The organism is Mucilaginibacter daejeonensis (assembly GCF_020783335.1).
Classification (GTDB): domain Bacteria; phylum Bacteroidota; class Bacteroidia; order Sphingobacteriales; family Sphingobacteriaceae; genus Mucilaginibacter; species Mucilaginibacter daejeonensis.
In genome coordinates this window covers 315315-340059 of sequence record NZ_CP086068.1, presented here as the reverse complement: position 1 = coordinate 340059, position 24745 = coordinate 315315, and the positions used below count along the sequence as shown (strand labels likewise).

The following is a 24745-nucleotide window of genomic DNA, read 5'->3' as shown; positions in this document are numbered from 1 at the left end:
ACATCATGAAAAAGAAGTTTTTATTAAGTTTTGGAGGATCGATGCTTGCTGCGGTCCTCGCATTTGGGCAGGCCAACATTATGCCGGCCAAGCCTCAAAGTGGCGCTATAGTGATCACCGGTGCCACCATACACGTGGGTAACGGCAAGGTGATCAACAATGGCTATATCGCTTTTGATAAAGGAAAGATCACTGCCGTAGGTGAAGGGGCCGCCCCTGCCACTGCTGGTCCCACCGTAGTGAACGCCAACGGCAAACAGGTATATCCGGGTTTTATTTGCCCGATCACCTCTTTAGGTCTAGTGGAATTTGAATCGATACGCGCTACCGATGACGAGACCGAGACCGGTGAGATGAACCCGCATGTGCGCACACTGATCGCCTATAACACCGACTCAAAGGTCATCCCTACCGTGCGCTCCAACGGGGTGCTGCTTTGCCAGCCAACGCCACAGGGCGGTACCATTCAGGGCCAATCGTCAGTAATGATGATGGACGGCTGGAACTGGGAAGATGCCGCTTACAAGACCGACATTGGCGTACACCTGACCTGGCCGGTGGTACGCACAGGCCGTGGCCGTCGCGGTGGCTTTGGCACCCCGGCCGCTGGCGATGTATCGCCTGCCGAACGCGCTCAAAAAGCGATCGACGAGATCACCAACTTTTTTAAAGAGGCTAAAGGCTACGCCGAGGCTAAACCTGCTGTTACCAACACCCGCTTTGCCGCTATGGCAGGCCTGTTCAACGGTACCAAAAAACTGTTCGTGAACGCGGATGGCGCTAAAGAGATCATCCAGGCGGTGAACTTTGGAAAGCAAATGGGCGTGCAACTGGTGATCGTGGGTGGCAAGGAATCATACCTGGTGACCGACGTATTGAGAGACAATAACGTGCCAGTGATCATTAAAGAAACGCAGACCCTTCCGGGTAAAGAGGAAGAGGACGTTTACCTGCCTTACAAACTGCCACACCTGTTGCAGGATGCAGGCGTATTGTACGGTCTTACCGGTATCGGTTTCTGGCGTCAGCGGAACCTGCCATTCGAGGCAGGCCAGGCGGTTGGCTATGGCCTCACCAAGGAACAAGCCGTAAGCATGATCACCCTGAACAACGCCAAGATCCTGGGTATCGACAAAACTACCGGCACTTTAGAGACCGGCAAAGATGCCAACCTGTTCATCTCGGCAGGCGACGCGCTGGATATGCTCACCCTAAAGGTAGAGAACGCCTACATTAAAGGCAAGACCATCGACCTAGACAACCTGCACAAGCAACTATACAAACGCTACAGCGAAAAGTACGGCTTCACTGCCGAAAAGTAAGAGCGCAGTATTCTTCATATCAACGGCCGCTTCATTTGAGGAAGCGGCCGTTTTTTTATCCGTCTGAACCGGAATTTTAAGAATTTATAGAATTGACAGAATACTTTTTCGTCTCTCCGCCTCCGTCATGGCGAGGAACGAAGCCATCTCTGCGGAGGCCGCTCAGCAAAGTCATGCTTTGCAACATCCACCTAACAAAAAAAGCGGTCATCAAGACCGCTTTTCTTATTCAATATCGCACCTTGCGCTTAGCGGTCGGTGTATTGCTCTTCGTAGTATTGCTGATAGTGGCCTGAGGTCACGTCGTTCAGCCATTCGTCATTGGCCAGATACCAATCAACGGTCTTTTCCAAACCTTCTTCAAAAGTAATGCTCGGGGTCCAGCCCAGTTCATTTTTCAGTTTGGTGGCATCGATGGCGTAACGCAGGTCATGACCGGCACGATCGGTCACGTAGGTGATCAGTTGCTCAGATGTGCCCAGGTCGCGGCCCAGTTTGCGGTCCATGATCTGGCATAAAAGCTTGATCAGGTCAATGTTCTTCCATTCGTTGTGGCCGCCAATATTGTAGGTCTCGCCCGACTTGGCGTTATGGAAGATCACATCGATCGCACGGGCATGGTCCTCTACCCAAAGCCAATCGCGCACGTTCTCACCTTTACCGTAGATCGGGATCGGCTTGTTCTGCTTGATGTTGTGTATCGAAAGCGGTATCAGCTTTTCAGGGAAGTGATAAGAACCATAGTTATTAGAGCAGTTCGAGATCACGGCATCCATACCATAAGTATCCTGGTAAGCACGTACCATGTGATCAGAGCTTGCCTTTGATGCCGAATATGGTGAATGCGGATCGTAAGCGGTCTCCTCGGTGAACATACCATCCTCACCTAATGTACCATAAACCTCGTCGGTAGATACGTGGTAAAAACGGGTTTGGTCATAACGACCTTTCCAATGGTAACGGGCAGCATTAAGCAAGTTAACGGTACCTACCACGTTGGTCATCACGAACTCTAACGGGTTCGATATCGAGCGGTCAACATGCGATTCGGCAGCCAGGTGGATCACCGCATCAGGTTGCTCCTGACCGAACAAAGAGTCGATGAAATTCGCATCAACGATATCACCTTTAATGAACCGGTAGTTCGGCTCGTTCTCGATATCTTTCAGGTTGGCCAGGTTGCCTGCGTAGGTAAGCTTGTCAAGGTTGATGATATCATACTCCGGGTGCGACTTAACGAACCTGCGCACCACGTGTGAGCCTATAAAGCCGGCTCCGCCGGTGATAATGATCTTTTTCATATATGAGCTGATGTATTGATCGGTCTTATTTTTCGTTCTTTTGAGCTAAAGCTTTTTCCCACTCCCAGGCAGATGCCATCATGGTATCTACATCCAGTTCGGCTTTCCATTTCAGTACTTCTGATGATTTGGTCACGTCGCCCCAAACCTGCTCTACGTCGCCCGGGCGGCGTGGGCCAATGCTGTAGGCCAGTTTAACGCCTGTAGCGCGTTCGAAAGAATTGATGATCTCCAATACCGACGTACCTTTACCAGTACCGATGTTGAACACATCGTACCCGGTGAAGCTATCTTCTTCCATGAGTTTCAATGCCGCAACGTGTGCTTTGGCCAGATCCACCACGTGGATGTAGTCGCGCACGCAGCTACCATCAGTAGTATTGTAATCATCGCCGTGTACGGTCAGTTTCTCACGTTTGCCGATAGCGGTTTGGGTGATGAAAGGCACCAGGTTCTGCGGAACACCGATAGGCTGCTCACCGATCAGGGCCGACTCATGTGCACCTACCGGGTTAAAGTAACGTAACGATACCACTTTATAATTGCTGCCCGAGGCCATCATATCCTGAAGGATCTCTTCGGCGATCTGTTTGGTGTTACCGTATGGTGATTGAGCCGGTTGTACCGGAGCGTTCTCGGTAACAGGCAACTGCTCTGGCTGACCATATACGGTACAGCTTGAGGAGAACACGAAGTTCAGCGGCTTACCGTAGTAGGCATTAAGCAGGTTGATAAGCGAATAGAAGTTGTTGCGGTAGTATTTAAGCGGAAACTGTACCGACTCACCTACGGCTTTGAAAGCAGCGAAGTGGATGATACCTTCAACGTCAGGAATAGAGGTGGCCAGGTTCTTTACAGCGCCTTCATCACAAAGATCCAATTGATGAAATACCGGTTTGAAACCTAATATCTTGGTCAACTGATCCAGAATAGAGATGTGCGAGTTAGATAGGTCATCGATGATCACCGGTTCGTAACCGGCCTGTACCAATTCTACAACGGTGTGCGACCCAATGAAGCCTAAGCCGCCGGTCACCAATATTTTTTTCATAGACGCTTTTTTAAGCAATGATAATACTAATTATTGAATTACAGGCATGCACAGTACATAAGTTCTGGCAGCCGTTTCGATAAAAAGCTGAAGTAAGCGGGCATTACCGGCCGGCAAGCACTTCATTACTTTTTTGTACTTTTATAACCCACGAATATAACAATTTCATATTAAATGCTTTTATTTTATAATATTGCTATCTATGCGTACTATTTTATTATAAAAATAGCATCCACAACCAATACTAAAGCTAAGTTATGGGTAGCCGGGCGACGTGACCAGCAATTCCGTACACTACAAAAAAGCGCCTGGTTCCACTTTGCTTCCCTGGGCGAGTTCGAGCAGGGCCGACCTGTGCTGGAAGCGTTTAAAGTGCAGCACCCCGGGCATCCTATCGTGGTCACTTTCTTTTCTCCATCAGGGTATGAGGTAAGAAAGAATACCCCGCTGGCCGACGCCGTGTACTATCTACCTTTAGACACTGCCAACAATGCCCGCCAATTCATTGATACGATCGACCCGGTGATCGCCGTGTTCACCAAGTACGAGTATTGGTATCATTTTTACAACGAGGCGCACCAGCGCAATATCCCGCTTTATGTAATATCGGCCATCTTTCGTCCGAAGCAGCTTTTTTTTAAGTGCTATGGAGGTTTGCACCGACAGATATTGGGTAAGGTGACGCGCTTCTTTGTTCAGGACGAAGACTCCAAAACGCGGTTATCCACCATTGGCATCAACAATGTGATGGTAAGTGGTGATACCCGTTTTGACAGGGTATATGCAAACGCGCTTGCACCTAAGCAACTGCCACTGATCGAGCGGTTCAAGAACAACGCCCGTGTATTCATTGCAGGCAGCACATGGCCCGCTGATGAAGAATTGATAGCTCCATTGATCACCGAACACCCGGACTGGAAATTCATCTTTGCCCCACATGAGATACCGGAAGCTAAGATCATTGACCTGATGGGCAAATTACCTGCTGATCGAACTGTCCGGTTCTCGCACATCAAAGCTGACGACCAGTACCTGGCGAGCAAGCAAGTATTGGTGATAGATAACATTGGGATGTTGTCGTCATTATACCAGTATGGCGATGTAGCTTATATAGGTGGTGGTTTCGGGGTGGGGATACATAATACACTCGAGACAGCGGCTTTTGGCTCCCCGGTGATCTTTGGCCCTAATTACCAAAAATTTAAGGAGGCCCGCGACCTGGTGGACTTGGGTGGCGGCTTCAGCATCAGCGATGCACAGCAGTTAAAGACTATAGCTGATCAGCTTATAAACAACGATGCCCATCGTGAACAAGCCGGCGCTATCGCCAAAGAACTGGTGCAGCGCAGCAAGGGCGCTACGCAAATAATCATGCAGAATATCGAGATCAGAAAGGAATGATCACCTTAATGTATACCTGCAACTATTGATGCGACCACTTAACATGTGAGATGCTGAAACAAGTTCAGCATGACATATGGTAAATTACCTTACGCCTTCACGCACCAGGCCTTCCAAAGCATCGATCCATAATGGCGAATCGTTCAGGCTTTCTACCAATTGCACGTATTCGCCGCCGGCATGTTTGAACTCTTCATCGTACTCTACTGATACCTCAAAAATGGTCTCTAAGCAGTCGGCCACAAAGGCTGGGCAAAATACCAATAGTCTTTTAACACCTTTTTTAGCCAGCTGCTGGATCACCTCACTGGTGTAAGGCTGCATCCATGGGTCGCGGCCCAGGCGTGATTGAAAGGTCAGCGTGTATTTTTCTTTAGGGATATTCAGTTTTTCGGCGATCAGGCGGGCCGTAGCATGGCACTGTGCACTATAGCAAAAGCGGTTAGCACCGGTAATGGTATCGCAGCAATTAGCCACTTTGAGGCAGTGCTGTTTGGTCTCATCGGCCTTGATCATTTGTCTTTGAGGCAAGCCGTGAAAGCTGAACAATACGTGATGGTATTTAGATGGATCATGCTTGGCGCCATTCTGCGCAAAGGCCTCGATCACTTTATCGTTGTCATAGTAAGAGTTAACGAAGCTGATAGCCGGAATTGCTTGCCACTTGCTCACGATCTCCATCACTTTTTGGTTAACGGACCCGGTAGAAGCTGATGCATATTGCGGGAAAAGCGGGATCACCTGTATGGAGGTTACCTGTGCAGCACGGAGTTTCTCCAACGCCGACTCGATCGAGGGGCTTTGGTAGCGCATGGCCATCTCCACGTGGTATTCATCGCCCAGGCGTTGTTTTAAAAGTTGGGTGGCCTTTACGGTGTAGATCATTAAAGGCGAGCCTTCTTCGGTCCAGATCTCGCGGTATGACTTGGCCGACTTAGGTGCACGGAAAGGAACGATGATACCTTTGATCAGCATGAAACGGCTGAAGGCGTTAATATCGATCACCCGCTCATCCATCAAGAACTGATCAAGGTAACGCCTTACCGCTGGTGTTTGCGGATCATCAGGTGTACCTAAGTTAACTAACAAAACTCCTTTTTTCATTACGCCATCCCTGCTCCTCTTTAGGGGAGCTTACAGGTGCGCAAATATCTGAAATATTTTGTCAATCGAGTGCAATACTGCCCCTGCGTGATCATGATCACTATTATTTGCCGCGGACGCTTATTTTTTGACCTGCCATAAGCGCCACCAAGGAGTGCCGGGCGAATCATGGTGTTCATAATGGTAACCAAAAAAGTAACATGAAAAGAACGCCCAAACATGACCCTTGGGCTGGCTTGTAGAGTGGTGCACGTTGTCATGCTCGCCTTTATGCGGCAGATAAGTACCAAAGTAAAACAACTGTAAGGTGCTCAGCAACGATGGCACCACCCAAAATAGGATCAGGTTGGCCTGCGGTATCCATATCTTGAGCACATTGAAAAGCGCTGCCATGAATACGACCTGCCAAATAGAAAGATAGTTACGAATAAAGCGCAGATACCACGCCCAAAAGCCGCCATGATGATGGTCGGGGTCCTGATCGGTGTGCACATGCCGGTGATGCTGATGATGCTTGGTCAGCAGTTTAGGATACCAGAACGCGGCGTACAAAAAGGTGCATACAAAACCTACCGCATTGTTGACCGACCTATTGGAGGATACCGTACCGTGCATGGCATCATGTGCCGTGATGAACAGCCCAGTATACAAGTGCATTTGCAGCAGCATGAACACATAAAGCAAAGGATCATCGAAATGCACCGGTCGTTGCATCAACAGTGTGATGCTTACGGCCCAGCTGCCTATCACGATGAGGGCCATGACGATGCCCATATTTGATGCCTGTTTGCTCATTGATCAGCTTTGCCTGCTTTAAGTTAACCAAGATAGGGTTATTTGGTTAGTCGCAGTAACAGATATCTCGAACGGATAGGTCAAAGCTACAATGGAGCATTACTCTTGTAGCTCGCTTTCGGTAAAGGCGTCCAGTTCTTCCTGCAAACGGCGCTCACCCGATTGCTGGCGCCACATGGCATAGTAAAGGCCTTTCTCTTCCAGCAATTGCTCATGGTTACCTACCTCGATCACGCTGCCGTTCTCCAGCACGTATATGCGGTCGGCGTGCATGATCGTGCTTAACCGGTGCGCAATGATCAGCGTGATACGGTTCTTGAGATTGGAGATATGTTGAACAGTACGACTGATCTCTTCCTCTGTAATGGAGTCCAACGCCGATGTGGCCTCGTCAAATAGCAGGATATCGGGATGCCTTAATAACGCACGGGCAATAGAAAGGCGCTGTTTCTCGCCGCCCGAGATCTTAACGCCGCTTTCGCCAATGAGGGTATGGATACCGTTCTCTGCGCGAGATAGCATACCCTGGCAGGCCGCCTTGTTGAGTGCCGCCAAACATTCTTCATCGGTAGCATCAGGCTTTACAAACGTCAGGTTATCCTTGATGGTTCCTGAGAACAACTGCGTGTCTTGCGTTACGAAACCAATGCGGCGTCTGAACATATCCAGGTGGTACTTATCACTTTCGATGCCGTTGTATAAAATGCGGCCGCCTACTGGTTGGTAAAGACCGATCAGCAACTTGATCAACGTCGATTTACCAGAGCCCGATGGACCAACGAAAGCCACTGTTTCGCCTTTATTGGCATGGAACGATATATCTTTCAAGGCGTAGCGCTTGGTGGCATTGTATCTAAAACTGATATCCTCGAACGCGATGCGATCTATCTGGGTCAGATCGGCAGGGTTCTCCGGTATCTCCTCTATCGGCGTGTTCATGATCCGTTTAAAGTTGGTGAGCGATATTTGCGCCTCACGCCAGGTGAGCGACATATGCCCGAACTCTTGTAGCGGACCGAACAAGAAGTATGCATATAACAAGAAGCTGAAGTACTGGCCACCGGTGATCTCTTTATCAAATATGAGTACCAGCAACACCACAACCATACTGCTTCGTACCACATTGACCGTAGTACCCTGTACAAAGCTCAGCACCCGCAATAGCTTGGTCTTGGCTACCTCGAGGGTAAGGATCTTGTAAGTGGTATTGTTCAACCGCTCGATCTCTTCATTGGCAAGGCCATGACTTTTCACCAATTCGATGTTACGTAACGATTCGGTAGTGCGCCCGGCCAGTACGGAGGTTTTGAGTACGATGGCCCGGTGAATGACCTTGATCCGTTTGGATAGTGTCCAGCTTAGCCAGGTAATGATGGGCACCGCGATGAAGAACACGATGGTGACCTTGTAACTAATGGTGAACGAGTACACGGCAATGAAGATGATGCCGAAGAACGTCATGAAGCTAACGTTGATACTGGCTTTGACCAGGTTCTCAATATCGCTACGTATCCTTTGCAGCATACCCAGCTTTTCGCCGCTGCGCTGGTTCTGGTGCTCGTAGAATGGCATGGCCAACGCGTGTTTCATCCCGTCGGCATAAACCTCGGCACCGGTGCGCTGGGCTATACTAACGGTATAATAATCCTGAAAATTATTGGCAATGCGTGAGAAGAGTGCGGCTATAGCAGCGATGGTGATGAGCCATAATACCCCGGCAATGAAATCATGCCTGGAGTAAAGGTCTTTTTTGCTAATGTAGTCGTCAAATATATGTCCGGTGATCAGCGGCTCCACCAGCGCAAAGGTCTGGTTGAGGGCCGTCATCAACAGGGCCATAGCTACAGCTCCTTTATGTCTTTTCAGGTATTTAAGCAGAACATTCATACAGGTAGGCAACTATTGTAAAATACTTAACAATAACAACGCCTAATTGATGAACTAACTTGCCTAAAGGGCAATTTTTATCACTTTGTGAAAAATGACACCTTTTAATTTAAATTTCTGCAAGGCCAAATACGCGTTCAACAACAAATTGTTTCGCTAAAAGAAATAGTTAAGTTATTCTCTTTAGCTCTACCGATCCCATGTATATAATTACTTACACATTTTGAATAGCGCTCGTGGTATGCTTTTCGCCGATCTGTTGCCTCCACATGGCGTAGTACAAACCTTTTTGCGCAAGCAGTTCTTGATGCGGACCGGCCTCAACGATGTTGCCTTTCTCCAGCACATAGATGCGGTCGGCATGCATGATCGTACTTAAACGGTGTGCGATCAATATGGTGATGTGCTCCTGATCTTCCGATACATCTTTGATGGTCTCCGTGATCTCTTCTTCAGTAAGCGAGTCAAGTGCCGAGGTGGCCTCGTCAAATACCAAGATATCTGGCCTGCGCAGCAAAGCACGGGCGATAGACAGACGCTGCTTTTCGCCGCCTGAAACCTTCACGCCACCTTCGCCGATCACGGTATCCAAACCTTTATCGGCACGGGCCAACAGACTTTGGCAAGCTGCACGGTGCAGCACGTTCATACATTCCTCATCAGTAGCGCCCGGACGCACGAATTGTAAATTCTCCCGTATCGATCCTGAGAACAATTGTGTGTCCTGCGTTACAAAACCGATACGTTCGCGCAGGCGGTCAAGATCGATCTCCTTGCTCAGCACGCCATTGTAAAGAACGTCACCCTGCACGGGTTGATATAAGCCTACCAGTAACTTTACCAGTGTGGTCTTACCCGAACCTGATGGCCCTACAAAGGCGATGGTCTTACCGGTGCGTACATCAAAGCTGATGTTATTTAGAGCATTGCGGTTGGCGGTCAGGTGTTTGAAGCTTACATCGCGGAAAGCCAGATCGATGATCTTTTCCAGCAGTACGGGTTTCTCGGGTTTCTTGTCTACCGGGGTGTTCAATATACCCTCAAAGTTGGCCAATGATACCTGCGCCTCGCGCCAGGCCAGAATCACGTTGCCCAGCTCCTGCAATGGATTGAACAAAAAGAACGAGTAGAAAAGGAACGTAAAGTAGTTACCCGGCGAAATGGTATCCTGAAAGATAAGCAGTAGCAAAATAACGACCATGATGCTCCGTACCAGGTTCACGGTAGTACCCTGCAAAAAGCTCATGCTCCGTACATACTTTACCTTTTTTAGCTCAAGGTCAAGGATCTTGTAAGTGGTCTTGTTCAACCGCTCGATCTCCTGACTTACCAGGCCTAAGCTTTTTACCAGCTCGATGTTGCGGAGCGATTCGGTGGTGGAGCCGGCTAAAGCGGTGGTCTCCGAAACGATCTTGCGCTGTATGTTCTTGATCCGTTTGCTTAGCGCGGTACTTACAAAAGCGATCACCGGTATGGCCGCAAAGTACACCAGCGTTACCTTGTAACTCACATTGATCGAGTATACGATCACGAACACCATACCCACCAAACTCACGAACAATACGCTGATGAACGAGGTGATAAATTTCTCACTATCCAAACGTACCTTTTGTAAGATGCCCAAGGTCTCGCCGCTGCGCTGATCCTCAAATACCTGATAAGGTAATTCAAGCGAATGTTTCAAACCATCGGCATACATATTGGCACCCACCTTTTGAACGATGATGCTGGTAAAGTAGTCCTGAAAGTTCTTGGCTATACGTGACACCATGGCCGCGCCTACTGCCAGGCCTACCCAGGTAAGTACGCCCCACATGAATTGGTCGTGGGTGAGTTGTGTACGCTTTTCGATGAAACGATCGACTATACGACCGGTGACATACGGATCAAGCAATGAGAAACCGATATTGATAGCGGCCAGGAATAGCGCAAAGGCTACCACCGACCGGTATTTGGAAAGGTAAGATACAAGTAGTTTCATGAGAGGTCACAAAATTAAAAAAGGGAATGAAGCGATCCGCTCATTCCCTTTAATTTGACGTTAGCCTAACACCCAAGCCTTAACTCCATTTGAATCTCCTCCGGGAGGGGAGACCTTTAGAAACGTAAGCCTTCTTAAAGCCCTCCCTACCGGGGAGGGTTTAGGTGGGGTTTAAACCGTCATAATATCTTTTTCCTTGGCCTCGGCAAGTTGGTCTACCTTTACGATGTAGCCGTCAACCAGTTTTTGCACATCGCCTTCGCCGGTCTTGATCTCATCGTCAGATACGCCTTCGCCTTTAAGCTTTTTGATCTTATCGTTGATGTCCTTACGGATGTTACGGATCGCGACCTTGGCATTCTCAGCTTCGCCTTTCAGTTGTTTCACCAAAGCGCGACGACGCTCTTCGGTAAGTGGCGGTACATTGATGCGGATGATAGTACCATCGTTCTGCGGGTTCAAACCTAAGTTCGACTCCATGATCGCTTTTTCGATAGGGCCTAACAACGATTTTTCCCAAGGCTGTATCACCAAGGTACGGGCATCAGGTGTGTTCACGCTACCAACCTGCGCTAAAGGTGTAGGGGTACCATAGTAATCAACACTTAAACCATCTAACATGGCAGGAGAAGCCTTACCGGCACGTATCTTCGACAACTCACCATCGGCATGAGTAATGGCCTTTTCCATTAACGCCTTAGCATCGGTCAGTTGTTTTTTAATGAGTTCGCTCATTTTTGTTGTTGTTTATAGTTGCAAAGTTAGGAATTTACCCAAAAGCACAAATACCTAACAAGGCTGATGATCCAATGTTATTATTTCACGATAGTGCCTACCGGCTCGCCCTGAGCGATCTTCATGAAGTTGCCTTCCTTGTTCATATCAAAAACGATGATCGGCAATTTGTTCTCATAGCAAAGGGTAAAGGCGGTCATGTCCATCACGTTCAGGCCTTTGCTGAACACTTCCTGAAAGGTCACTTCATCATAACGGGTGGCTGATGGGTCCTTCTCCGGGTCGGCAGTGTAAATACCATCTACACGGGTGCCTTTCAATACCACATCGGCCTTTATCTCGATCGCACGCAGTGAAGCAGCTGTATCAGTGGTGAAGTAAGGGTTACCTGTACCTGCACCAAAGATCACGATCTTACCGGTCTCGAGGTGGGCCATTGCGCGGCGACGGATATAAGGCTCACAGATCTGCTCCATTTTAATGGCCGATTGTAAGCGGGTATCCACCCCTATGCCTTCCAGTGCGCTTTGCAGGGCCATGCAGTTGATCACAGTGGCCAGCATGCCCATGTAATCGGCCTGCGCGCGTTCCATGCCTGATTTTTCGGCGCTTAACCCTCTGAAGATATTACCTCCGCCTACTACAATGGCAACTTCGATACCGGCGTCACTCACGGTCTTGATATCATGAGCGTATTGCAGTACGCGGTTGTTGTCAATTCCGTACTGGCGCTCGCCCATTAATGATTCACCGCTCAGTTTTAGTAGGATCCTGTTGTATTTCATATATGAGATAATTGTTCGAAAGTGTTAAGCTAATTGAGAGTGATCGTAAGTTTTACCTTGACAGATCGTGAACTTTGTGTTAAACCCGGCGTCAAAGATAAGCAGATCTGCGTCATATCCGCGCTCAACTTTTCCTTTGTTAGCCAGGCCGGCCAGTTGGGCCGGGTAAAGGGTAGCCATGTTAATAGCCTCCACCAGCTCTATACCCACATGCTCAACGCAGTTCTGCACGGCTTTGAGCATGGTAAGCGCCGAGCCCGACAGCGTACCATCAGGCATCACATACCGATCACCTTTAAGCTGGTGTTGGTAGGTACCCTCACTGGCTTCGGTCACGGCATCGGTGATCAGGAAAAGCTTGTTGCCCAGTAGCCGTTTGGCCAGGGCGATCATGGCAAAGTTAACATGTATGCCATCGGCAACGATGCTGGTGTAGGGCCGCGCCTCAAATATGGCTGGTATAAGTCCGGGTTGGCGGTGATGCATAGGCGGCATGGCATTGAACAGATGCGTGGCTGCGTGTATGGACTTGTCAAAAAATGACAACGCTTGCTCATAGGTAGCATCACTATGCCCGGCCGATACCACGATGTCTTGTTCGCCTAACCAATTCAACACCTCGGCGTCCTGCAATTCAGGCGCTATGGTGACCATCTTTACTTCGCCTTGTGCATGATCGATCCAATGGCGCAACTGGGCAATGGTGGCTTTCTTGATATATTCGGCAGGGTGCGCACCCTTACGTATCGGGTTCAGGAACGGGCCTTCGAGGTGTAGCCCCATAAAGGTCCCGATCGCTTTTGGCCTATATGCCTTCGCCGCTTCAATGGCTCGCAGCACTACTTCGTCGCTATTGGTGGCTACAGTGGCAAAAAAACCGGTGCAGCCTTCCTGCAGCAACGTTTTTTCCATTTGGTGCAGCGCCTCAGCAGTAGGTATACCACCGAACAGGCTGCCACCCGCGCCGTAGATCTGCAGGTCAAGCAAGCCGGAGGCTATGTAAGCTCCTTGCAGGTCGCGGCGTTCAGCATCTTGAGGAATGGCATCTTCATCGACCACCTCAGTGATCCGCGTACCATTGATCAGCACGGCCTTGCCTTTGGTGATCACACCATTGCTGATGATCTGCGTATTAAAAAGTGCTGTTAACATTAGGTAGAGGAAATATTTAGGCAAAAAAAATCCCCGCCTTTTAAAAAGGCGGGGATCTTATAATTAAGCTCCTAAAGCAACTCGCTTGAATGCGGTAACGGTCAAACCCTTATCCACACCGCTCAGGAACTGAGCAATGGTCTTCGATGGGTCTTTCACGAACTCCTGGTTCAATAAAGTAGAGTCTTTGTAGAATTTGTTCAATTTACCTTGAGCGATCTTTTCTACCATCTCTTCTGGTTTACCTTCGGCACGGATCTGATCTTTAGCGATAGCTAACTCACGCTCGATAGTGGTAGCGTCAACATCACCTTTATCTAAAGCTACAGGGTTCATAGCAGCGATCTGCATAGCAACGTCCTTACCAGCCTCGTCAGCACCTGCTGGGTTAGCGCTTAAGCCAACCAATACACCTAAACGGAAGTTACCGTGGATGTAAGCAACAACTTTTTCGCCTTCTAACACAGCGTATTTAGATACACCGATCTTTTCGCCGATCTTACCGGTCAAGGTAGTGATGGCTTCACCGATAGTAACACGGCCAACTTCGGTATCGATCTCTAAAGCGTTAACTTCTTCGGCAGTAGCTGGTAAAGCTTGAACAGCTTCGTTAGCTATAGCATTAGCAAAAGCGATGAACTCAGCATTTTTAGCCACAAAGTCGGTCTCGCAGTTCAATTCAACGATAACACCGCGTTTGCCATCTTCAGAAGTACGTGCGATAACTACACCTTCGTTAGATTCTCTGTCCTGACGGCTGGCAGCAACTTTAGCGCCTTTTTTTCTTAAATAGTCAATAGCAGCTTCAAAGTCGCCGTTGGTCTCGGTCAAAGCTTTTTTGCAATCCATCATACCTGCACCGGTTTGCTGGCGCAGTTTATTTACGTCTGATGCAGAAATTTGTACTGTAGACATCTTGGTTTTTTTATGGGTTGTAACTTGCTGCAAAATTAGCTTTTGCAACTATTGTTAATGTTATTAAAATGTTAGAGTTGCGAACAGTATATCGTAAGCATAACGCCTAAAACACACTACCCGCAACTCTTAACAAGATTATATTACTCTTCGGTGCTTTCGGTAGCTTCAGCAGCAGGAGCTTCGGTCTCGGCCTCAGCAGTTACTGCACCAGCACGACGACGACGACCTTCAGTAGCTTCGCCACCATCAGCCTTAGCTTTTGATGCCGCTGCTTCTTTTTCAGCTTCGTCCTCTTTTTCGCGCTTGCGCTCATCTAAACCTTCCTGAATAGCCTGGATGATAACACCAGTGATCAATGAGATCGATTTGGTAGCATCATCGTTAGCCGGGATAGGGAAATCGATGTTAGATGGATCAGAGTTAGTATCTACCATTGCAAAGGTAGGGATGTTCAATTTCAACGCTTCTGAAACAGCGATGTGCTCTTTCTTAACGTCGATCAGGAACAAGGCAGCTGGTAAACGGTTCAGGTCAGAGATACCACCCAAAAGTGACTCTAACTTAACGCGCTCACGCTGGATCATCAAACGCTCTTTCTTAGAAAGGTTGCTGTAAGTACCGTCTTTGGTCAATTTGTCGATGTTAGACATCTTTTTGATCGACTTACGTACGGTAGCGAAGTTAGTTAACATACCACCTAACCAACGCTCGGTAACGAAAGGCATGTTAACAGATTTAGCTTGCTCGGCAACGATATCTTTTGCTTGCTTCTTGGTAGCAACAAATAATACCTTACGGCCTGATTTTACGATCTGTTTGATAGCTGAAGCAGCTTCTTCAACTTTAGTTAATGTTTTGTTCAGGTCAATGATGTGGATGCCATTACGCTCCATGAAAATGTACTGAGCCATTTTCGGATCCCATTTACGGGTAAGGTGACCAAAGTGTACACCTGCATCAAGTAGGTCCTGATATGTTGTTCTTGCCATTGTTGTGTCCTCCTTAAAAAATTAACGTTTACTGAATTGGAATCTTCTGCGGGCTTTGCGGCGGCCTGGTTTCTTACGCTCGACCATACGATCGTCACGGGTCATTAAGCCTTTAGCACGCAATGCAGGTTTCTTTTCAGCATCAAGTTCAACAATAGCTTTAGCAATGGCTAAACGAACGGCCTCAGCCTGTCCTTTTACACCACCACCGGCAACATTTACAGTGATATCAAATTTACCCTCTGAGCCTGATACCAGTAACGATTGAGTGGCTACGTACTGTAAAGGCAAGGTAGGGAAGTATTCTTTGTAATCTTTACCGTTAACGGTAAGGGCACCGTTACCATCGTTCAAATAAACGCGGGCAACAGCTGTTTTTCTTCTGCCTGAAGTGTTAGTTGTTGGCATTTTTTTTCTCCTTTAAAAATTAAAAGTTAATGGTTGTAGGGTTTTGAGCGGCGTGTGGATGCTCGGCACCAGCATAAACGTGCAGGTTGCCATAGATAGCACGGCCTAAACGGTTCTTAGGTAACATACCACGAACGGCTTTCTCGATAACGCGCTCAGGGAATTTAGCCATCAACTCCTTCGGAGAGATAAAACGTTGACCACCTGGGTAACCAGTGTATGAAACATACTGCTTGTCGGCAAATTTGTTCCCGGTCAGTTTTACTTTGTCTGCATTGATAACGATCACGTTATCACCGCAGTCTACGTTTGGAGTGAAGCCTGGTTTGTGTTTCCCTCTGATGATCGCAGCGATCTTAGAGGTCAAGCGCCCCAAAATCTCGCCTTGCGCGTCAACAACAACCCATTGTTTGTTAACGGTCTTTTTGTTGGCCGAGACAGTTTTGTAACTTAACGTATTCACTTGCTTTAAATTAATTTAATTAAACAGTTCATTATACCCCGTAATTCGGGACCGCAAAGATACGGGTAAATGTTTAATTTACAAGAACCCGGTTAACATTTTTTAAGTTGATATTGAGGCTAATACAGCGTTGGCATGTGTCATATATTAAGTTTCAAAATAAAATAAAGACATTCAATGGCAATTTCCAGAGAAACGAATTAACTTTATACCTGCAACTATATGAGCACTAACTTATTACGATACCTGTTGATCGCCACGTTGGCCATCACTATAGCCAGCTGTGAAAAAGGCTCCGATTTTAAACCTAACGTATCGGCCACTACCCTTCCGGGGTCAGGCACCGGTTCAGGGTCGGGCACCGGTAGCGGTTCAGGAACAGGAACTGGATCAGGCACGGGCACCGGTGGCACGCCAAATGGTAACGACTACCAGCCGCTTACCACCGGTTCAACATGGAGTTATCAGAACACCACCAACGGTAAGATCATCGATACCTCTTTCATCAGCGCGCCTGGCAAGACCAAGACTATCAGCGGCAAGACCTATACCGCGCTGGCCGAACGCAGTACCACTACAAAGGATACCAGCTATTATGTGATAGATAACAATAATTACTACGCCAACAGTAATGAGTTCACCGACGATGTGACCTCCGACATCCTATTCCTGAATGATACACAGGCCGTGGGTTACACCTGGAGTGGCACGGCGATCCCGAGCAACCCATTAGTTACGGGCACTTATGCGGGTAAGATCATTGAAAAGAACATCTCCAAAACGGTATCAGGTAAAAGCTATACAAACGTGATACATACGCAGGTGGTACTACATGTTACCTTGCTTGGCTTTGGTGGCGATACCACTATAGATTTTTACGCGGCCAAAGGTGTGGGCATCATTGAGATCGATACCGATGACGGGTCTGATAAAACAACTTCAAAGATCCTCACCTTCACGATCAAATAAGCTTTTCCGGATATTTCAGACTGCTTTATCTCGTTAATAAACAGTTTCTTCGGATGGGCTTCTCCGGCCAATGGACTGAATATTTTCACGACGATGGCATCCTTGTCTATCCTGTTCAGGGATGATCCATTTGGATATAAGGGCTCGTTTTGTCACCTTAGATCTATTAGCCAACAGTTAAAACCTATTATGTGATGACCGATCAGTGCATTGCCTGCCGGTCATCGCCATCTGTTTATGCTCAATAGATATTCAAAAGCGTTAACGAGCTTTGCCCTATGGTTACCAGGCATCACCTTGATGCTCATCTCACCTGCCAGCCATGCCCAGCGTGCACCATGGCAGGCGATAGACCGCATGGTACGTTACAAGCCCGACGGCACCGACTTTGTGATCAACAACGGCAACCGCCGTTTCAACCGAGCCATTTATGGTACCAATACCGCTTTCAGGGTCGAGGCCGGCGACCTACCCGAATTTGCCATGTACCTGCCCGGCATGGGCGGCAACCTGAAATTAGGGATCATTAAAGGCGGCCAAAGCAAATGGCTCACCGAGGCCGACCATATAGAGGCGCGCTACCGCCCCGGATCCATGCTGTACACCATACATGATCAACTATTAGGTAAAGGTGTGATCGAGTTACAGGTGCTTGCCGGCGCAAAGGATGAGATCTTATTGTTGAAAGCGGTGGTAAAGGGTGCCGACCCTGATGTAAGGATACTTTGGGCCTATGGTGGTGCTACCGGCAAAAAGTTCTCGCGCGATGGAGACATCGGTGCCGATCCTGAGTCTTCGTTCGATCTAAAGCCCGAGTACTGCGCCAACAACACTTACCAGATCAATGGTAACGCGTTCGGCCTGAACTTTAGCGCTAAAGCAGCCACGGAGGCATCGCGATATGAGAATGATCAGAATCCTAACAAAAAAAACGAGACAACAGAAAGCAAAAAGCTGATCACGGGTATCGTTCCCTCTGGTTCAGATGTTAAGCTGGTCGATGCCGTTCAGCAAAGCACTCCTTCTGCTCTATATGATTCAAAAAAGAGCGACCAGCCAGTGATCTGCGGCGTGGTCGAACCTACAGCATCACCGTTGTACTGGCTGATCGGTCCGGGACAGCGTAATTATCAATATGCCGAAGTACCGAAACTGATGGCTGATGCAGAGGCGGCACGTCAAAAATTGACGGCACGCGTACAACTGCACACGCCCGATGCTCACCTCAACACTTTAGGTGGCGCGCTGGCCGTTGCGGCAGATGCCATTTGGGAAGACCCCTCCTATTTACATGGCGCTGTGGCCTGGCGCATGCGTTTACCCGCCTGGCGGGGCGCTTACGTGGCCGACCCGTTGGGCTGGCATGACCGCGCTTCTAAACATTTCAGCAGCTACGCCCTATCGCAGATCACTACTCCCGAAAGCGGACCGATCGTGGCGGATACAACTTTGCACCTGGCCCGCCAGCAGGAAAAGCTGGGTAACTCCATGTTCAGCAGCGGGTATATCAGCCGTAATCCTAACGGCGATATCCGCCCACATCATTATGATATGAATCTCGTGTTCATTGACCAGATGTTGACCCACTTTAAATGGACCGGCGATGTTACTGAGGTAAGGAAGCTGTGGCCCACCATCAAACGCCACTTGTACTGGGAAAAACGCAATTACGACCATGACGGCGATGGCCTTTATGATGCCTATTGCTGTATTTGGGCAAGTGATGCCTTGCAGTATAGCGGTGGCGGCGTTACGCATTCATCAGCCTACAACTACCGGGCTAACCTGATGGCCGCCCAATTAGCCAAACTGGTAGGCGACGACCCCAAACCGTACGAACAGGAGGCTACTAAGATCACCCGCGCGGTACGCACTCAACTGTGGATGCCTGGAAAAGGCACTTATGCTGAGTTCAAAGACCTGCTGGGTAACGAGTTGCTGCACACTACACCAGGTGTGTGGACCATTTATCACGCGATAGATGAGGGTTTGCCCGATGCTTTTCAGGCCTACCAAAGCTTACGCTACATTGATAACGAGATACCGCACATACCTGTGCAGGCCCGTGGGTTGAGCGGCAGCTACGAGATATTAAGCACTACCAACTGGCTGCCTTACACCTGGTCGCTCAATAATGTGGCCATGGCCGAGAATATGCATACCGCCTTAGCTTATTGGCAGGGTAACCGGGCCGACAAGGGTTTCGACCTGTGGAAAAGCACGCTGATCGAAAGCATGTACCTTGGTGCAAGTCCGGGTAATTTTCAGCAATTGTCGTTCTATGATGCTGTACGCGGCGAGTTGTACCGCGACTTTGCCGACCCGATCGGCATGTCGGCACGTACACTGGTAGAAGGCTTGTTCGGCATTACCCCCGACCTGTTCAAAGGTACACTGACCATCAAACCCGGCTTCCCTACCGATTGGAAGTATGCATCGTTAAAAGTGCCTGACATCCAATTTGACTTTAAAAAGATCGGTGCGGCCGATCACTATACCATCGCTACCAGCTTACCTACACCAACGGACCTGCTGTTGCAGCTTCGCGCTCGTACCACGCAGATCAGGTCAGTCACGGTCAATGGCAAGCCGGTAAAATGTCAGGTGCTGGCCTCGGCCGTTGGGGAGCCGGTGATCCAGGTCAATGCCGGCAAACAAAAACGTTACGCCATCAGCGTGACCTGGGCCGATGTAACTCCCGAAGCTACCGCCGCTGAACTAACCTGCATAGCCGGAAATGCTTACACGCACAGCTTCAAGAATGCCAAGATCCTGAACATTAAAGACCCACAGGGTATCCTGACCATTGAGAGCATCAAAGGCAAACAATTCACCTATTCGGTAAGGCCAATGGAGGGCAAACACACCGCCTTTGTACAGCTACAACAAGGCGCCTTGACGTGGTGGCAACCGCTTAACATCGCTATTCATGCCAATGCTTTAGCGGTGCAATTCGACAAAGAGCAGCCTGAAAGTGAGTTACGCTTTAGCATATATAACTATGGTGCTCCTACCCAGGCCAAAGTACAGGTGAACCCTGAGTTGGATGTGGTCTACAACATAATACAACCGTTAAAAGGTACACAGGCCTCGGAGGAGTTAATTGTCGCCGCAAAATACCTGGTGCCGGGCAGCAACCACATCCGCCTCACCTACGATGGCAAGGTGACTGACACCACCATCATTAACTGGCGGCTTACTAACACCAACCCCGGCAAACCGGTAGAGATGAACAACTACTTTAATGATGAAGTGGGCCACATTTTTACCAACCAATACTTGTCACCAAGGCCTAAAAGCGTAACGCTGCAACTGCCAACTCAAGGCATTGGTAACTGGTGCTACCCGCTCACGACTGCCGAGATCGACGATAGCGGGTTAAGAAAGGCCGCAGGCGATAAGAACATCTTTGACCTTTCTCAAAAGATCAGTTTCAGTACGCCCGGCGGCGCAGGAAAGAATATTGCCTTCACGTCGCAGTGGGACAATTACCCGCGCAGCGTCAAGATACCTTTGAGCGGTTCGGCCTCACATGCTTACCTGTTAATGGCCGGGTCGACCAACCCAATGCAAAGTCGCATGATCAACGGTGAGGTGATCGTCCACTATACCGATGGCTCTTTGGCAGTACTACCACTCCGCAACCCGCAAAATTGGTGGCCGATCGAGCAGGACTATGATGACAATGGCCAGGCATTCGATCCGGGAGCAGCCAAGCCTTTACGCATCAGCCTCAAGACCGGCAAGGTCCTGAATAGCGATATCACTTACCATCCGATCAAAGGCTTTTCCAACAAAGGTATCGAAGGCGGGGCCGCCTCGGTATTGGACCTGTGCCTTGACCCTGATAAAAAACTAAAGGACCTTGAATTGCGGGCCATCACCAACGATGTGGTGATCGGTCTGATGGGTATCACCCTGCTCAACCACCAAGCTAATTAAGTAATGAAGATCATCAGCAAATATCTTATTGCCTGCATAGGCCTTTCTGTTATAGCCACGGGCACCATAGCCCAGCGTATCGACCGTGAAAAGCTGGTCAAACGCCACAACGTGACCGTTAAAGCCATGGACCCGCTCGCCTCGTTGACGGTTGGTAACGGCAAATTCGCTTTCACGGTGGATGGTACCGGCATGCAGACCTTCCCGACCCTGTACGATAAGGGCGTACCGCTGGGTACTCAAAGCGAATGGGGCTGGCATAGCTTTAAAGACACTGCCAGATACAAATTTGAAGAGACCCTAAAGACATACAGCCTGAACGGCCGCGATGTGACCTATTCGGTACAGATCAAAACACCTGAGCGTAATAAAAAAGCGGCCGATTGGTTCAGGCAGAACGTTCACCGTTTACAACTGGGCAATCTGGGCTTGCTGCTCACTAAAAAGAATGGCGAGACAGCAACGGCAGATGATATCAAGAACATCGATCAGCACCTCGACCTGTGGTCGGGCAATATCACCAGCTCTTTTACTTTTGAGGGTACGCCCGTAAAAGTGAGCACCACGGCTCATCAGCAACAGGATATGGTGGCCTTTAGCATACAAAGCGACCTCGTGAAACAAGGCCGATTGAAGGTTAAGCTCAAGTTCCCATTACCTACCAATGAATTTGCCGATGCGGGAGATAACTATAAGGACCCTCAAAAGCACAGCTCATCCATCATGATGCAACGGCCTCAGCTGGCGGTGATCAGGCATCAGTTAGATACAAACGCTTATTTTACCGAGATGGCTTGGGAGGGTGCCGCGCAGGTGAAGAATGCCGCCGCGCATGAATTTGTATTGACCCCTAACAAAAGCACGGGCACCTTAAGATTCAGTTGCCTGTTCACTCCAAAAAAAGTGAACGATTTACCTGCTTTCGCTGCCGTGCAAGCCAACAGCACGCACTATTGGAAAGCGTTTTGGCAAAGTGGTGGCGCGGTGGACCTTGCAGGCAGCACTGATCCTCGTGCCAAGGAATTGGAGCGTCGCATCATCCTGTCGCAGTATTTGACCAAAGTGCAGTGCGCAGGCTCGCAGCCACCGCAGGAGACCGGCCTGACCTACAACAGCTGGTACGGTAAACCGCATTTGGAGATGCACTGGTGGCACGGTATCCACTTTGCATTGTGGGGCCGCCCGCAGATCATGGAAAAAAGCATGCAATGGTATGACCATGTGTATGATAAGGCCAAAGGCATTGCTAAACGCCAAGGCTATGAAGGTGCCCGCTGGCAAAAAATGACCGACCCTGATGGTAACGAAAGTCCATCATCGGTGGGGGCGTTCCTGATCTGGCAGCAGCCGCACTTTATTTATTTTGCTGAATTGGCTTACCGGGCGCACCCTACTCCGCAAACGCTGGCCCGCTACCAAAAGCTGGTTATGGGCACGGCCGATATGATGGCCACCTTCCCGTATTATGAAAAAGAGAAGGACCGCTATATACTCGGCAAAGGCGTGATACCTGCGCAGGAACGTTTCGACCCTGAAAAGACCTTTAACCCAACCTACGAACTGCAATACTGGTACTGGGCACTGCACACCGCACAACAGTGGCGTCAACGGTTGGGTATGCCGGCCGATCAACGCTATGCCGAGGTGATGAAAAAGCTATCGGCCTTACCACAGGCCAATGGCGTGTATCTGGCTACCGAAAGCGCTCCCGACTCATACACCGACCCTAAACTCAAGACCGACCATCCCTCGGTGATGGGTGCCCTGGGCATGGTGCCATACAACCAAAGGTTGGACACCGTGGTGATGAAAAAGACCTTCGACCTGATCTGGGATACCTGGGACTGGAAAGATACCTGGGGCTGGGACTTCCCGATGGTGGCCATGACCGCTGCCCGATTGAACGACCCTAAACGAGCGGTGGAGGCTTTGTTCATGAACATCAAGACCAACACTTATTTGGTGAATGGCCATAATTACCAGGACGACCGTTTGCGGATCTATCTACCCGGTAACGGCGGATTGTTAGCGGCCGTAGCCATGATGTGTGCCGGTTGGGATGGCAGCAAAGGCGACAACCCAGGCTTCCCTAAAGATGGCAGCTGGAAAGTAAAATGGGAAGGTTTACAAAAAGCGCCGTAAACGACTATTCAACGGCCTTTTTAGGTTGACCTTCAGGCAGGGTTCATGAAACCTGACAGCACCATATAGTGATCATGCGCTTCCTCGCATAGCTGGTCGATCTGTGCTGTAAGGCCATTTACACTATGCTTGCGCCCATAGTGATTTAGGCATTGCTCCCATATCTGCGGGTAGTTAGCCATGCTGGCCACTACCTGCACCAGGTACTGCACTGATATCTCCGACACGCCGAACTCGATGGCATCAAGCACCTGTATGTGCTGCATCAGCTCGTGCACTGCAAAAGGTAAATGTTTGTTGGCAATGATGCGTAGCTGCATATCGGCGGTGTGCACCGCTTTGTCATTTACATCTTCAGTATCGATCTGCTGGGCCTCGGTATAGGTGAGTACCGTGCGTTTGAGTATGGAATGCAGTTGAAGCAATAACGCGGTCATGGGCATATACTTTTGATCGGTGAGCGGAGGTAACTTATTATCTAACAGCTAAGTTAACGCTTAGTTCTTAAATATAGGCACTCATTGTATGCAAACCCAACGGCCTATTAGCGGTTATATCCTTACATAGCGAACGTAGTATATGAGGTCTATTTGGAATGGGGCGATCGGGTTCGGGTTAGTGAACATACCCGTAAAATTGTATTCGGCGGTGCAGGAAAGCCACCTGGACCTCGATATGCTGGATGGACGAGACCATGCCAGGATCCGCTTCCAACGGGTAAATGAGAATACCCACAAGGAGGTACCTTACGACAAGATCGTGCGGGCCTTTAAGATGGACAACGACGAGTACGTGGTGCTGGAGGAGCGCGACTTTGAGGATGCCTCGCCCGAAAAAAGCAAACTGATCGAGATCGAGAGCTTTGTAGAATTGGACGAGATCAACCCCATGTATTACGAGACCTCATACTTTGCAGAACCTGATGCCCGTAATGGCAAGGCCTACGCATTATTGTTAGAAGCGCTCAAAAAGACCGGAAAGGCCGGTTTGGGGCGGTTCGTGTTGCGCAGCACCGAGACGTTGTGCGTGATACACCCGGTAGAAAAGGCCTTAGTGGTCAGCCGCATACGTTTTGCCCAGGAGCTGCGCACCACTGAGGACCTTACCCTGCCCGATGCCAGCAAAGTGAGTAAAAAGGAGCTGGACATGGGCCTGGCGCTCATCAAACAATACACAGAGGATTTCGACGTATCCAAATTCAAGGACGAGTATACGGCCGAATTGCTGAAGATCATAAAGGCCAAGGCCAAAGGGAAGCGCCCGACCATTAAAAAGATGAAGGTGAACAAGACCAAAAGCGACGACCTGTACGATCAGCTGATGGCCAGCTTGAGCAAAAAAGGCGCCTGATCCCATCATTATCAATTTGGCAATGGCCTGTCGCAAGTTACCCATTAAGA

The 24745-nt window shown here is 49.1% G+C and carries 20 protein-coding genes; 6 read left to right on the top strand and 14 right to left on the bottom strand.

Translation table 11 applies throughout. From position 1 onward, the window contains the following. Positions 1–5 precede the first annotated feature (5 nt). Positions 6–1322 (top strand): amidohydrolase family protein, encoded by a 1317-nt coding sequence (locus LLH06_RS01520; RefSeq protein ID WP_228171481.1) that lies wholly within the window; start codon positions 6–8, stop codon positions 1320–1322. A 248-nt stretch (positions 1323–1570) separates the two neighbouring features. On the opposite strand, the gene rfbB is transcribed toward LLH06_RS01520, so the two are convergent. Together rfbB and galE are read right to left on the bottom strand one after the other, a co-directional pair. Continuing rightward, on the bottom strand, positions 1571–2623 hold the full coding sequence (gene rfbB, locus LLH06_RS01515; RefSeq protein WP_228171480.1) for a dTDP-glucose 4,6-dehydratase: 1053 nt from the start codon (positions 2621–2623) through the stop codon (positions 1571–1573). Positions 2624–2648: 25 nt separating this feature from the next. Continuing rightward, the gene (gene galE, locus LLH06_RS01510; protein WP_228171479.1) at positions 2649–3674 is read right to left on the bottom strand and encodes a UDP-glucose 4-epimerase GalE; all 1026 of its coding nucleotides are present in this window, start codon (positions 3672–3674) and stop codon (positions 2649–2651) included. Positions 3675–3848: 174 nt separating this feature from the next. Here galE and LLH06_RS01505 point away from each other — a divergent pair, with 174 nt between their 5' ends. Further along, a complete protein-coding gene (locus tag LLH06_RS01505) occupies positions 3849–5075 on the top strand; it encodes a 3-deoxy-D-manno-octulosonic acid transferase (RefSeq protein WP_228171478.1) in 1227 nt (408 codons plus the stop codon). 84 nt (positions 5076–5159) lie between these two features. Here LLH06_RS01505 and hemH read toward each other — a convergent pair whose 3' ends face one another. From hemH to rplM, 11 genes are all read right to left on the bottom strand, one after another. After that, positions 5160–6179, bottom strand: a complete 1020-nt coding sequence (gene hemH / locus LLH06_RS01500; protein ID WP_228171477.1) for a ferrochelatase — start codon at positions 6177–6179, stop codon at positions 5160–5162. Between the two features lie 120 nt (positions 6180–6299). Then, complete coding sequence (locus LLH06_RS01495; RefSeq protein ID WP_228171476.1) at positions 6300–6974, bottom strand: fatty acid desaturase; 675 nt, start codon at positions 6972–6974, stop codon at positions 6300–6302. A 99-nt stretch (positions 6975–7073) separates the two neighbouring features. Further along, positions 7074–8861 (bottom strand): ABC transporter ATP-binding protein, encoded by a 1788-nt coding sequence (locus tag LLH06_RS01490; protein WP_228171475.1) that lies wholly within the window; start codon positions 8859–8861, stop codon positions 7074–7076. 214 nt (positions 8862–9075) lie between these two features. After that, positions 9076–10842 carry an ABC transporter ATP-binding protein gene (locus LLH06_RS01485; RefSeq protein WP_228171474.1) on the bottom strand — a complete coding sequence of 589 codons (1767 nt, stop codon included), beginning with the start codon at positions 10840–10842 and terminating at the stop codon, positions 9076–9078. A gap of 171 nt (positions 10843–11013) precedes the next feature. Continuing rightward, positions 11014–11577: a ribosome recycling factor gene (gene frr / locus LLH06_RS01480; protein ID WP_228171473.1), complete on the bottom strand. Its 564-nt coding sequence runs from the start codon at positions 11575–11577 to the stop codon at positions 11014–11016. A gap of 80 nt (positions 11578–11657) precedes the next feature. Next, a complete protein-coding gene (gene pyrH / locus LLH06_RS01475) occupies positions 11658–12362 on the bottom strand; it encodes a UMP kinase (RefSeq protein ID WP_228171471.1) in 705 nt (234 codons plus the stop codon). 24 nt (positions 12363–12386) lie between these two features. Then, the gene (gene nagA / locus LLH06_RS01470; protein ID WP_228171470.1) at positions 12387–13514 is read right to left on the bottom strand and encodes an N-acetylglucosamine-6-phosphate deacetylase; all 1128 of its coding nucleotides are present in this window, start codon (positions 13512–13514) and stop codon (positions 12387–12389) included. Positions 13515–13577: 63 nt separating this feature from the next. After that, positions 13578–14429 (bottom strand): translation elongation factor Ts, encoded by an 852-nt coding sequence (gene tsf / locus LLH06_RS01465; RefSeq protein WP_228171469.1) that lies wholly within the window; start codon positions 14427–14429, stop codon positions 13578–13580. 143 nt (positions 14430–14572) lie between these two features. Further along, complete coding sequence (rpsB, locus tag LLH06_RS01460) at positions 14573–15421, bottom strand: 30S ribosomal protein S2 (protein WP_228171468.1); 849 nt, start codon at positions 15419–15421, stop codon at positions 14573–14575. A 21-nt stretch (positions 15422–15442) separates the two neighbouring features. Further along, a complete protein-coding gene (gene rpsI / locus LLH06_RS01455; RefSeq protein ID WP_228171466.1) occupies positions 15443–15829 on the bottom strand; it encodes a 30S ribosomal protein S9 in 387 nt (128 codons plus the stop codon). Positions 15830–15848: 19 nt separating this feature from the next. Further along, positions 15849–16292 (bottom strand): 50S ribosomal protein L13, encoded by a 444-nt coding sequence (gene rplM, locus LLH06_RS01450; protein ID WP_228171465.1) that lies wholly within the window; start codon positions 16290–16292, stop codon positions 15849–15851. Between the two features lie 222 nt (positions 16293–16514). Here rplM and LLH06_RS01445 point away from each other — a divergent pair, with 222 nt between their 5' ends. From LLH06_RS01445 to LLH06_RS01435, 3 genes are all read left to right on the top strand, one after another. After that, positions 16515–17261, top strand: a complete 747-nt coding sequence (locus LLH06_RS01445; protein WP_228171464.1) for a hypothetical protein — start codon at positions 16515–16517, stop codon at positions 17259–17261. A 237-nt stretch (positions 17262–17498) separates the two neighbouring features. Continuing rightward, entirely contained in the window at positions 17499–21203 is a 3705-nt protein-coding gene (locus LLH06_RS01440) for a DUF4450 domain-containing protein (protein ID WP_228171463.1), read from the top strand. A 3-nt stretch (positions 21204–21206) separates the two neighbouring features. Continuing rightward, positions 21207–23345, top strand: coding sequence for a hypothetical protein (locus LLH06_RS01435; protein ID WP_228171462.1), 2139 nt, complete (start codon positions 21207–21209; stop codon positions 23343–23345). Positions 23346–23377: 32 nt separating this feature from the next. Here the strand turns inward: LLH06_RS01435 and LLH06_RS01430 are convergent, their stop codons facing one another. Next, positions 23378–23782, bottom strand: coding sequence for a hypothetical protein (locus LLH06_RS01430; RefSeq protein WP_228171461.1), 405 nt, complete (start codon positions 23780–23782; stop codon positions 23378–23380). Between the two features lie 142 nt (positions 23783–23924). Between LLH06_RS01430 and ku the strand changes: the two genes are divergently transcribed. Beyond that, positions 23925–24695 carry a non-homologous end joining protein Ku gene (gene ku, locus LLH06_RS01425; RefSeq protein WP_228171460.1) on the top strand — a complete coding sequence of 257 codons (771 nt, stop codon included), beginning with the start codon at positions 23925–23927 and terminating at the stop codon, positions 24693–24695. Positions 24696–24745: the final 50 nt, after the last annotated feature.